The following is a 12028-nucleotide window of genomic DNA, read 5'->3' as shown; positions in this document are numbered from 1 at the left end:
ATCTTTACCGGATGCTTTCAAAAAAGACGAAATACGGAATTAAGGCGCTGACCTATTTGGCGAGACAAGAACAAAACGTTCCTGTGTCAATTGCGACCATTTCGGAAATGGAAAATATTTCACTTAAATTTCTGGAGAGTATCTTGTTGACCCTTCGCAAAAGTGGGCTTTTAGGATCTAAAAAAGGAAAAGGTGGTGGTTACTACTTACTTAAAAATCCTAAGGATATTAAAATGACTACCGTCATGAGAGTATTGGAAGGTCCCATTGCCATGATTCCATGTGTGAGTTTAAACTATTATGAAAAATGTGATGATTGTCCCACTGAAACGGAATGTGCGGTGCACCTTTTGATGATCCGCGTGCGCGATAGTAATTTGAAAATTTACGGAGAAACATCTTTGGCTGATTTGATCAATTATTAAATTCACAAAAAAAACCTGTTATTTTTATTGAATTCGGTGAGTACCGTTTTAAAATTATTTCTTAGGTTTGCACGATACCCTACTAAATCTATAGGGTTAAAAGTAAAAGGTAAAATATATTATTAATGGAAACAGTTTTAGAATCAAACATATCACATAGCCAAAACGGAACTACCGTCAGTACTGACGCGGAACCTAAAGAAAACATCAAACGAACGTTGCTAAAAACCATTAGTTGGCGTGTTGTAGGTACCCTTGCCACGGTGGCCATTTCCTATGTCATCACCGGAACCTTGGCATTGGCCTTCTCAATAGGCGGTATAGAATTGGTTTCGAAAATGGCGCTGTACTTTTTTCATGAACGCGCTTGGAATACTATAAAATGGGGAAAATAATGAAAATTAATTTAGAACAGATCAATAAAGATCTACGTACAAAATCACCTTTGGAAATTATTTTGTGGGCCGTTTCAGTTTCTGATCATCCAGTAGTCACCACCAATTTCAGACCTTATGAAGCCGCCATCTTGCATGCCGTTGCAGAGGTAAAACGAGATATTAAAGTGATTTGGTGCGATACGGGCTATAACACGCCACAAACTTACAAACATGCCGAGGCAGTTATAAATCAACTCGACTTGAACGTGCATTTATATGTACCTAAACAAACGACTGCACATCGGGATATCGTGTTGGGAATTCCTCACGTGGATGATCCAAATCATAAAGTGTTTACAGAGCAGGTAAAGTTGGAACCTTTTAAAAGAGCGATGTCTGAGCACCAACCTGATGCTTGGTTCACAAATTTACGCAAAGGACAGACCGCATTTAGAAATAGTATTGATATTGTATCCCAAGGCGCTGATGGCATTTTAAAGATAAGTCCTTTTTATTATTGGACGGATGAAGAACTTGATGGGTATCTCATTGAACATAACCTGCCCAATGAATTTAAATATTTTGATCCCACAAAGCAATTGGAGAACAGAGAATGTGGCTTGCACGCCTGAGTTTGAGGTCGCAGTCTCAGTCAGCACGTGCTAACAACTATATAACAACAACAAAACCCACCCCAGTAAAGATTTACTCGTCGGGGTAAGGGGGACAAGAAGTAAAATTATGAAGAAAGACACCTCGAAAATTAATCCTTTAGAAAATGAAGCTATCTACATTATTAGAGAAGTAGCTGCACAATTTGAAAAGCCTGTGCTCTTGTTTTCTGGAGGAAAGGATTCCATTACCTTGGTGAGATTGGCCCAAAAAGCCTTTTATCCTGCAAAAATTCCGTTTCCTTTAATGCATATTGACACTGGCCACAATTTTCCTGAAACCATTGAATTTAGGGATCGCTTGGTGAATGAATTGGGACTGGAATTGATTGTTCGGAAGGTTCAAGATTCCATCAATCAAGGAAAGGTAAAGGAGGAATCTGGCAAATATGCCAGCAGAAATAGCCTTCAAACCACGACGCTTTTAGATGCTATTGAAGAATTCAAATTTGACGCCTGTATTGGAGGTGCCAGAAGGGACGAAGAAAAGGCGAGAGCCAAGGAACGCATTTTTTCTGTGAGGGATGATTTTGGACAATGGGATGAAAAAAATCAACGTCCCGAATTATTCGATATGCTCAATGGACAAATTCAATTGGGACAAAATGTACGGGTGTTTCCGATTTCCAACTGGACAGAATTGGATGTTTGGTCGTATATCGAAAGAGAAAATATTGAAATCCCTTCCATTTATTTTGCACATACAAGAGCGACTTTTTTAAGAGACGGCTTGATTTGGTCTTCTGACGACGACGTGGTATACAGAGACGAAGATGAAGTGGTTGAAGAACGCGTGGTCCGATTTAGAACGGTGGGCGATATGAGTTGTACTGCGGCGGTGCTTTCTGAGGCAGCGGATATTGCCTCTGTCGTACAAGAAATCCGAGACTCCACCATTTCCGAACGTGGTGCACGCATTGACGACAAACGCTCAGAAGCCGCGATGGAAAAACGCAAACAACAGGGGTACTTTTAGTATTAGGAATTAAGTACAAAGAATTAAGTACTAAGAGAATTATAAAATTATAAGTAAAACATATAAGTATAAAACCGGTAAAATCTTAATACTACCTACTTAATACTTAATATCAAACAAAAAATGGAAGTTTTAAAAATAGCAACAGCAGGAAGTGTAGATGATGGGAAAAGCACCTTAATTGGGAGAATTCTATACGATACAAAATCTTTAACGAGTGATAAGCTCGACGCCATAAAAAATACCAGTAAACAAAAAGGATACGATTATCTTGATTTTTCATTGGCAACAGACGGTTTGGTAGCCGAAAGAGAACAAGGGATTACCATTGATGTCGCTCATATTTATTTCTCAACACAAACCAAGAGTTATATCATTGCGGATACTCCTGGTCATGTGGAGTATACGAGAAACATGGTGACAGGTGCTTCTACTTCGCAAGCGGCCATCATCTTGATTGACGCCCGAAAAGGGGTGATTGAACAAACTAATCGGCATTTTTTCATTAATAATTTATTGCGTGTAAAAGATGTGATCGTCGCCATCAATAAAATGGATTTGGTTGATTTTTCCCAAGAAATTTATAACAAGATCAAAGCCGATTTTAAAAGCTTAATGGATAAACGTGATTATCAAGAGCAAAACATCACCTTTATTCCGGTAAGTGCTTTAAAAGGTGATAATGTCGTTCATAAATCCAATAACATGCCATGGTACGATGGACAGACCTTATTGGAACATTTTGAGCAATTGGACACTAAAGACATCTACAATGTGGGCACGCCAAGATTTCCTGTACAGTATGTCATAAGACCAAAGACTGAAGAATTTCACGATTTTAGGGGCTATGCTGGAAAAGTATATGGAGGTGAACTTAGTATTGGTGATGAAGTGGTCGCTTTGCCATCCCAAACGAAATCTAAAATAAAAGAGATTTTTGTATATGACCAATTGTATCAAACCGCTTCAAGACGCTCGTCGGTTACCATCACTTTGGAAGATGATATCAATTTGAGCAGGGGCGATATGTTGGTGAAAGTAGATGACTTACCAATTATTGATAAGCAATTCACAGCAACCATTTCTTGGATGGATTCTCAGAATTTAGTCGCTGGTAACAAATATGTGCTGCAACATGGTGTCAATAAAGTTTTAGCAAAAGTAGATGCCATCCATCATAAAATCCATCCCGATTATTCTGGAATAGAAGAAAATATCAAGGCTTTGGGGATGAATGATATAGCTACCGTCACCTTTAAATTGAACAAGCCTATCTTTTTCGATCCGTTCAAACACCATCGTACCAATGGTTCCTTTATCTTAATTGATTCACACTCCAATAATACCGTTGGGGCAGGCTTTATTCAATAAGAATCTCAAACCTAAATTGGTGAACTAACAGGATTGCTCATAATCACAAATCACTAACAATATTCTCGCTTACCCGAGTCAGAATACCTTCCAGAACTTGCATAGATTGCAGTACAGATGGGAGGTTAGCAGGGCATTTTTATGCAAAGTTTTAGAACAGAATTAGAAAATCCAGTCGTTGAAAAAGATATTATCGATTTAGCCAATAAAATTGAACTCTTCAAATATGGCAAGATTGACGAGGATCAATTTAGAAGTGTGCGTTTGGCACGAGGTATTTATGGACAGCGCCAACAAGGTGTCCAAATGGTACGAATCAAATTGCCTTACGGAAAAGTTCTGAGTCAACAGTTAAGACGAATTGCGGATGTTTCTGACGAATATTCCCGAGGACGCTTACACATCACCACCCGCCAGGACATTCAAATTCATTATGTTGATATTGATAGAACTCCCGAACTCTGGGAAGAATTGGAAAAAGATACGATGACCATTCGTGAAGCCTGTGGGAATACGGTTAGAAATGTGACTGCAAGTGAAACTGCCGGGATCGATATCAATGAACCATTTGATGTATCGCCTTATGCCGACGCTATTTTTAAATTCTTTTTAAGAAATCCTATCTGCCAGGAAATGGGACGAAAATTTAAAGTCTCTTTTTCGGCGTCCGATGAAGATTCAGGCCTGTCCTACATGCATGATTTGGGCTTTATTGCTAAAACCAAAAATGGCATCAGAGGTTTTAAAGTCATGTTGGGTGGCGGATTGGGCTCACAACCGCGCCTTGCAGATGTGCTTTATGAATTTTTGCCAACCGATCGGATAATTCCATTGATGGAAGGGGTGCTACGTGTTTTTGACCGCCATGGCGAGCGAAAAAGTCGGGCCAAGGCACGGATGAAGTTCTTGATCAATGCTATTGGATTGGAAGAATTCAAATCTTTGGTTGATGAAGAGCAGAAGGCGATTGCGAATTCCACTATTCCCATTAATGTTGAAAATTATCCAATATCCATCCCGGTAACTGTTGACGTGCCGAAAGTAAACCTTAAAGATAAAGATGCTTTTAATGTTTGGAAATCTACCAACCTCATTCCACAAAAACAGGAGGGCTATGTGGCCATAGGAATTAAAGTCTTGTTGGGCGATTTCTATACGGACAAAGCACGTTTGTTAGCGGATTTGGTTCAGAATTATGCCGCGGGAGAAATCCGGTTGACCTTACGTCAAAACATCCTCATTCCTTTTGTGAAAGAGGAGTTGTTGCCTTATTTCTATCAGGAATTGGATAAGCTCGGTTTTGCGGAAGTTGGTTATAATAAAGCAGTTGATATCACGGCATGCCCAGGAACGGATACCTGTAATTTAGGAATCGCGAGTAGTACTGGAATCGCGGAAGAACTGGAGCGTGTGATCAAAACTGAGTATCCTCACTATTTAAACAATGATGATTTAGTCATCAAAATAAGCGGCTGTATGAATGCCTGTGGTCAGCACAACATGGCCAATATTGGATTTCAGGGCATGTCTATAAGAACTCCAGATAAATTAGTGGCGCCTGCGCTTCAAGTTTTGCTTGGCGGCGGAAATTTGGGCAACGGAAAAGGAGTGTATGCCGATAAAGTGGTGAAAGTACCGAGTAAGAGAGGGCCAGAGGCTTTACGTCGTATTTTAAATGATTTTGAAGCCAATGCCCATGGGAAGTCCTTTTTGGATTATTATTTGGCACAAGGCGAAAAATACTTTTATAACCTTTTAACCGACTTGTCAGATGTGTCCAGTTTAACCCAAGACGATTTTATTGATTGGGGGACTAATGAAGATTATGTAAAAGCCATTGGAATTGGAGAATGTGCAGGGGTGATGATCGATTTGATTGAAACCTTGTTTTTGGAAAGTGAAGAAAAAATTGATAACGCCAAGGAAGCTTTAGGACATAAAGTGTATTCCAATGCCATTTATTTAGCCTACACGGCCATGGTTAACGCGGCAAAGGCACTATTAATTTCAGAAGACATTGTCACAAATACCCAAGCCGTAATTATAAGTCAGTTTGATGCTGAATTTGTTGAATCCCAAAAAATTGATTTGGGAACTAGCTTTTCGGAAGTCATTTATCAAATAAGAAAGAATGCTCCAACGCAAGCTTTCGCCCAAAATTACATTGAGAATGCAACGGTGTTTTTAGATAAAGCAAGAGCTTTTAGAAAACAAAAACAGGCCATAACTATTTAAACAAACCTGACGGGTTTTTACTTGTCCGCCGAAGGAGGAAAACCTGTCAGGTTTAAACCCACAAACATGAAAACACCAAAATTAACCGTAGTAGGTGCAGGTCCAGGAGATCCAGAACTGATCACCCTTAAAGCCATCAAAGCGATAGAATCTGCAGATGTCATTTTATATGATGCCTTGATCAACGTAGTTTTGTTGGACTATGCTTCCCCAAATGCAGAACTCATATTTGTGGGCAAACGCAAGGGCTGTTATGCCTACGAACAAAACCAAATCAACGACTTGATTGTGGCCAGGGCAAAATCCCATGGACACGTAGTCCGACTAAAAGGTGGCGATCCTTTTATTTTTGGTCGTGGTGCTGAGGAAATTGATTTTGTGCGACACTATGGAATAGAAACCTATGTCGTTCCTGGCATTTCATCAGCATTGGCGGTGCCTGCCTACCAAGGGATTCCATTAACAAAACGAGGTGCATCTGAAAGTTTTTGGGTGATAACTGGCACCACAAAATCCCACCAATTATCAAAGGATGTCAAACTTGCCGCGCAATCTACAGCAACGGTGGTCATTTTAATGGGCATGGGCAAATTGTCCGAAATTGTCGACGTGTTTTCTTCGGAAGGAAAGCAAAATACTCCAGTGGCAATTATCCAAAATGGCACCACGGAAAACGAAAAATTTGGTGTCGGAACCATTTCAACAATTTATGGTATCGTCGAAAAGCAGAACTTATCCAATCCCGCAATCATCGTCATTGGTGAAGTTGTTAACCAGCGGGTCAAGCTAAATTCTATACATACAGAAGTCAACCAACAACTCATAACAGCTTAAAAATGGAACGAAATAACTTATACCCTATTTTCTTAAGAATGCATAAAATCCAAACCTTAATTGTTGGTGGTGGGAATGTTGGTTTGGAAAAACTCACATTTTTATTAAAATCGAGCCCCGACGCCAATGTGGAAATGGTGGCCCCTTTTTTCAGGGATGAGGTGAAAGCACTCGCGGAACAATTCAACATCAACTTAATCTATACGGCTTATGACGAGTCTTTTTTATGTGACAAAGATTTGGTCATCGCAGCAACTGATAATGTGGAAGTCAACACAAAAATCTATAAAGATGCCAAAAACCGCAATCTATTGGTCAACGTCGCAGACACCCCTGAATTTTGTGATTTCTATTTAGGAGGTATTGTCACAAAAGGCAATGTTAAAATAGCCATTTCCACCAATGGGAAATCGCCCACTACAGCGAAACGCTTACGTCAGTTTTTTGAAGAAGTCATTCCTGACGATGTCAATATTCTGGTAGAAAATTTAAACCAATACAGAAAAACAATTAAAGGCAATTTTGAGCAAAAAGTGAATGCACTCAACAAAATTACCGAAACTTTAATAAGCAAATAACATGATTAAAACAGATATATTAATAATAGGTGCTGGACCTACAGGATTATTCACCGTCTTTGAAGCAGGATTATTGAAACTCAAATGTCATTTAATTGATGCTTTGCCACAACCTGGAGGTCAGTGTTCAGAATTATATCCTAAAAAGCCCATTTATGATATTCCGGGAGTGCCAGATATTTTGGCTGGAGATTTGACGAATAACCTCTTGGAACAAGGCAAGCAATTCCAGCCTGGATTTACTTTGGGTGAACGCGCAGAGACTATAGAAAGGCAAGAAGATGGTAGTTTTATTGTAACCACTAACAAAGGAACTCGGCATCATGCGCCAATTGTCGCTATAGCTGGGGGTTTGGGTAGCTTTGAACCGAGAAAGCCATTGATTGATAATATCGCCTATTACGAGGATTTAGGGGTGGACTATTTCATCAAAGATCCTGAAATCTATAGAAATAAGAAAGTGGTGATTTCTGGAGGTGGTGACTCCGCTTTAGATTGGAGTATTTTTTTGGCGGATATCGCATCAGAAGTAACGCTTGTTCATAGACGTACTGAATTTAGAGGCGCTTTGGATTCGGTTGAGAAAGTCCAAGAACTAAAGCTTCTTGGAAAAATAAACCTTATCACACCTGCAGAAGTTACTGCATTACACGGGAATAAAAGATTGGAAGGTCTTACTATAGAACAGGAAGGAGAGAGAATCTTGCTTGAAGCAGATCATTTTATTCCACTTTTCGGATTGTCGCCAAAATTAGGACCAATTGGCGATTGGGGCTTGGAAATTGAAAAAAACGCCATAAAGGTCGATACTTTTGATTATCAAACCAATATCCCAGGGATTTATGCCATTGGCGATGTCAATACCTATCCCGGAAAATTGAAGTTGATTCTTTGTGGGTTCCATGAAGCAACCTTAATGTGCCAATCGGCGTATCAAATCATCAATCCCGGTAAAAAATATGTGCTTAAATATACTACGGTCAGTGGCATAGATGGGTTTGATGGCACGCGTAAGGAAGCGCCGAAAGCAGTTGTTCAAGCTATTCTATAATTTGCTGTAAATAATTGATTAATTTTGATATTACCCTCATGAATAATGCGTAATATTGATCATATGAGTATACTTTCAAATCAATTAAATCAATTTCAGACTTATAATATCTGTTTAAAGGATCCTGTCGAGACCTTCACAAAAGCCTTGTTTTATATGCTATTTGATGAAGAATATCGGACTCTAAACTGTCAATTTGTAAAAGACACATTTCTTAAGATTGCGACAAAATTGAAATTGGAGGACGGTGAAGAAACATGGTCGAAATTTGAAAGTCAATTTGGAACTATTCGGGAGAAGCTTGACTTGGATGCGATTGCCATAGAACAAAATGATCCTGCGGCCAAGAGTTTAACTGAAGTGTATCTGGCATATCCAGGGTTTCACGCCATTGCTATTTATAGATTAAGTCATGCGCTATATAAGCTAAACTATTTTGTTATTTCAAGAATGATGAGTGAACACGTACATGGTTTAACCGGCGTGGATATTCATCCCGGTGCAACAATCGGAGATTCTTTTTTTATCGATCACGGTACAGGAATTGTCATTGGCGAAACGGCCATCATTAAAAACAACGTCAAAATTTATCAAGGGGTGACCTTGGGCGGCATTCAAATAAAAAAGAGTCTATCGGAAACAAAACGTCACCCCACCATTGAAGATAATGTGACCATCTATGCCAACGCAACTATTTTGGGAGGAGATATCGTCATTGGCGCAAATAGCATTATTGGGGCGAACGTATGGATTACCCAATCGGTTCCTGAAAATTCGTTAGTCACCTATCAAACAGAAATAAAAATTAGCACACGCAAAAAATGATTCAAAGTCAATCGATAATCGACCAAATTGGTAACACACCACTTGTTGAAGTGAAACATATTATTTCGAAAGATGGCGTCCGTTTGTTTTTAAAATTAGAAGGCACAAATCCAGGAGGCAGCGTTAAGGATCGCGCGGCTTTGAATATGATTTCGGAAGCTTTAAAACGTGGTGATGTCAAAAAAGGAGATACTTTGGTAGAAGCTACAAGCGGGAATACAGGAATTGCCTTAGCATTCATAGCTCAGTTGTTAGGTGTGAAAATGGTGTTGGTCATGCCTGAGAATTCTACCGAAGAGCGGATCAAAACCATGAGGGCCTATGGTGCGGAATTAATTCTGACTTCCGCAGATGATGGAATCGAGGGAGCCCGAGACGTCGCTGAAAAGCTCGAAAAAGACAAGGGCTATTTTATGTTAAACCAATTTGGCAATGACGACAATTGGAAAGCCCATTATAAAACCACCGGTCCAGAAATTTGGCGTGATACTAATGGTGAAGTGACACATTTTGTTTCGGCTATGGGAACCACCGGAACCATTATGGGCGTGTCCACGTTTTTAAAAGAGCAGAATAAAAACATCACCATTGTTGGCGCACAACCAAAAGATGGTGCTAAAATCCCTGGCATCCGTAAATGGCCGGAAGCTTATCTTCCCCGAATTTTTGATCGCTCGAAAGTGGATAAGGTGATTGAAGTGAGCGAGGAAGATGCAAGAGCCACAACCCAAAGATTGGCTAAAGAAGAAGGTGTCTTTGCAGGAATGAGCAGTGGAGGCTCGGTTGCTGCGGCCTTAAAAATCGCTCAAAAAATGGATAAGGGAATCATCGTCGCCGTCATCTGTGATATTGGCGATCGGTATTTATCTTCAGATTTATTTGAATAAAAGTTGGTGGACTATTTTTTATACACTAAATTCGCCCTTAGTTCATACTATTATTAATTTGTTATCACGAAAGGCAGAGGGATTAGACCCAGTGAAGCCTTAGCAACCCTTACGAATTCCTGCGAAGGCAGGAATCTCAATTTAAGAAGGTGCTAAATTCTACTTTATTCTGAATTGTTTCAGAATTAAGACAGATAACCAAAGTGTTTTTTCTCCTCACTTTCCTGATGACATTATTTAGTTTATTAAACAATGTCAGATATCAATCGAATTTTACAAGACCGTATTCTCATCTTAGATGGTGCCATGGGGACCATGTTGCAACGCTATAACTTCTCTGAAGAAGATTTTCGTGGCGAACGTTTCAAAGATTATCCAAGCTCACTTAAAGGCAATAATGATTTGCTATCATTAACCCAGCCACAGGCTATTGCTGATGTTCATCGTAAATATTTTGAGGCGGGAGCAGATATTGTAGAAACCAATACCTTTTCGGGAACTACCATCGCTATGGCCGACTATAATTTGGAGGATTTGGTTTACGAACTGAATTTCGAATCTGCTAAAATAGCCAAACAAGTTGCCGATGAATTTACCAAAGCCAATCCTAATAAACCACGATTTGTTGCAGGCAGCATTGGGCCTACCAATAAAACCGCAAGTTTATCGCCAGATGTCAATCGGCCAGAATTTCGAGCCATCACCTTTGACGAGCTTCGGATTGCCTATAAACAGCAAGTGGAAGCTTTGATTGATGGAGGTGTCGATATTTTACTGGTAGAAACGATTTTTGATACCTTAAATGCCAAAGCCGCCTTGTTTGCTATTGATGAGGTCAAAGAAGAACGAGACCTCGATATTCCAATCATGGTTTCAGGAACCATTACAGATGCTTCTGGACGGACACTTTCTGGACAAACAGTGGAAGCGTTTTTACTGTCCATTTCCCATATTCCTTTGCTCAGCGTCGGATTTAATTGCGCGCTTGGAGCAGATCAATTACAACCTTATTTACAACGATTATCCAACGAAACAGAGTTTTTTACATCAGCGCACCCCAATGCAGGATTACCAAATGCTTTTGGAGAATACGAACAGACCCCTGATCAAATGAACGCTTTTATTGAAGAATACCTGAAAGATGGATTGATCAATATTGTTGGTGGCTGTTGTGGATCTACCCCAGAGCATATTCAAAAAATAGCAGAAACCGCAAAAAACTATAAACCTCGTAGAATTCCTGCGGAGGCAGGAATCTCGTGAACAAAAGCAAAATTAAGATAGTTATAGCCAATTCCTGCGAACGCAGGAATCTCATGTACAAAGGAAATATTATGACAATTGAAGTTTGGCTAAGTATTGAATCACTTTAGGTCAAATTAGAGCAGTAACCAATTCCTGCGGAGGCAGGAATCTCGTGAACAAAAGCAAAATTAAGATAGTTATAGCCAATTCCTGCGAACGCAGGAATCTCATGTACAAAGGAAATATTATGACAATTGAAGTTTGGCTAAGTATTGAATCACTTTAGGTCAAATTAGAGCAGTAACCAATTCCTGCGGAGGCAGGAATCTCGTGAACAAAAGCAAAATTAAGATAGTTATAGCCAATTCCTGCGAACGCAGGAATCTCATGTACAAAGGAAATATTATGACAATTGAAGTTTGGCTAAGTATTGAATCACTTTAGGTCAAATTAGAGCAGTAACCAATTCCTGCGGAGGCAGGAATCTCGTGAACAAAAGCAAAATTAAGATAGTTATAGCCAATTCCTGCGAACGCAGGAATCTCATGTACAA

12 protein-coding genes and 1 riboswitch are annotated in these 12028 nt (G+C 39.6%); all 12 genes read left to right on the top strand.

All coding sequences use genetic code 11. The features are described from left to right. The first annotated feature begins 11 nt into the window (after window positions 1-11). On the top strand, window positions 12-425 hold the full coding sequence (locus tag G6N06_RS13725) for an RrF2 family transcriptional regulator (protein WP_163517336.1): 414 nt from the start codon (window positions 12-14) through the stop codon (window positions 423-425). A gap of 125 nt (window positions 426-550) precedes the next feature. Continuing rightward, window positions 551-820 carry a DUF2061 domain-containing protein gene (locus tag G6N06_RS13720; RefSeq protein ID WP_163517335.1) on the top strand — a complete coding sequence of 90 codons (270 nt, stop codon included), beginning with the start codon at window positions 551-553 and terminating at the stop codon, window positions 818-820. Beyond that, the gene (locus G6N06_RS13715) at window positions 820-1434 is read left to right on the top strand and encodes a phosphoadenosine phosphosulfate reductase domain-containing protein (protein WP_205334776.1); all 615 of its coding nucleotides are present in this window, start codon (window positions 820-822) and stop codon (window positions 1432-1434) included. The genes G6N06_RS13720 and G6N06_RS13715 overlap by 1 nt, the downstream gene beginning before the upstream one ends. A gap of 109 nt (window positions 1435-1543) precedes the next feature. After that, entirely contained in the window at window positions 1544-2449 is a 906-nt protein-coding gene (cysD, locus tag G6N06_RS13710; RefSeq protein ID WP_163517333.1) for a sulfate adenylyltransferase subunit CysD, read from the top strand. 123 nt (window positions 2450-2572) lie between these two features. Further along, on the top strand, window positions 2573-3820 hold the full coding sequence (locus G6N06_RS13705; RefSeq protein WP_163517332.1) for a sulfate adenylyltransferase subunit 1: 1248 nt from the start codon (window positions 2573-2575) through the stop codon (window positions 3818-3820). A gap of 141 nt (window positions 3821-3961) precedes the next feature. Beyond that, the gene (locus tag G6N06_RS13700) at window positions 3962-6055 is read left to right on the top strand and encodes a ferredoxin-like domain-containing protein (RefSeq protein WP_163517331.1); all 2094 of its coding nucleotides are present in this window, start codon (window positions 3962-3964) and stop codon (window positions 6053-6055) included. Window positions 6056-6121: 66 nt separating this feature from the next. Continuing rightward, on the top strand, window positions 6122-6889 hold the full coding sequence (cobA, locus tag G6N06_RS13695) for a uroporphyrinogen-III C-methyltransferase (RefSeq protein WP_163517329.1): 768 nt from the start codon (window positions 6122-6124) through the stop codon (window positions 6887-6889). Between the two features lie 2 nt (window positions 6890-6891). Further along, window positions 6892-7467, top strand: a complete 576-nt coding sequence (locus G6N06_RS13690) for a precorrin-2 dehydrogenase/sirohydrochlorin ferrochelatase family protein (protein ID WP_163517328.1) — start codon at window positions 6892-6894, stop codon at window positions 7465-7467. Between the two features lies 1 nt (window position 7468). Continuing rightward, window positions 7469-8518: an NAD(P)/FAD-dependent oxidoreductase gene (locus G6N06_RS13685; RefSeq protein ID WP_163517327.1), complete on the top strand. Its 1050-nt coding sequence runs from the start codon at window positions 7469-7471 to the stop codon at window positions 8516-8518. A 63-nt stretch (window positions 8519-8581) separates the two neighbouring features. Beyond that, window positions 8582-9343 carry a serine O-acetyltransferase EpsC gene (gene epsC / locus G6N06_RS13680; protein WP_163517326.1) on the top strand — a complete coding sequence of 254 codons (762 nt, stop codon included), beginning with the start codon at window positions 8582-8584 and terminating at the stop codon, window positions 9341-9343. After that, the gene (gene cysM / locus G6N06_RS13675; protein ID WP_323027402.1) at window positions 9340-10230 is read left to right on the top strand and encodes a cysteine synthase CysM; all 891 of its coding nucleotides are present in this window, start codon (window positions 9340-9342) and stop codon (window positions 10228-10230) included. The genes epsC and cysM overlap by 4 nt, the downstream gene beginning before the upstream one ends. Window positions 10231-10288: 58 nt before the next feature. Continuing rightward, a riboswitch (SAM riboswitch) is annotated at window positions 10289-10431 on the top strand. 51 nt (window positions 10432-10482) lie between these two features. Next, complete coding sequence (locus tag G6N06_RS13670; RefSeq protein WP_163517325.1) at window positions 10483-11493, top strand: homocysteine S-methyltransferase family protein; 1011 nt, start codon at window positions 10483-10485, stop codon at window positions 11491-11493. The last annotated feature ends 535 nt before the right edge of the window (window positions 11494-12028 follow it).

This window comes from Gelidibacter japonicus (genome assembly GCF_010725055.1).
Taxonomy (GTDB): Bacteria; Bacteroidota; Bacteroidia; order Flavobacteriales; family Flavobacteriaceae; genus Gelidibacter; species Gelidibacter japonicus.
The sequence above is the reverse complement of the archived record's forward strand: the minus strand, read 5'-3'. Positions and strand labels throughout refer to the sequence as shown.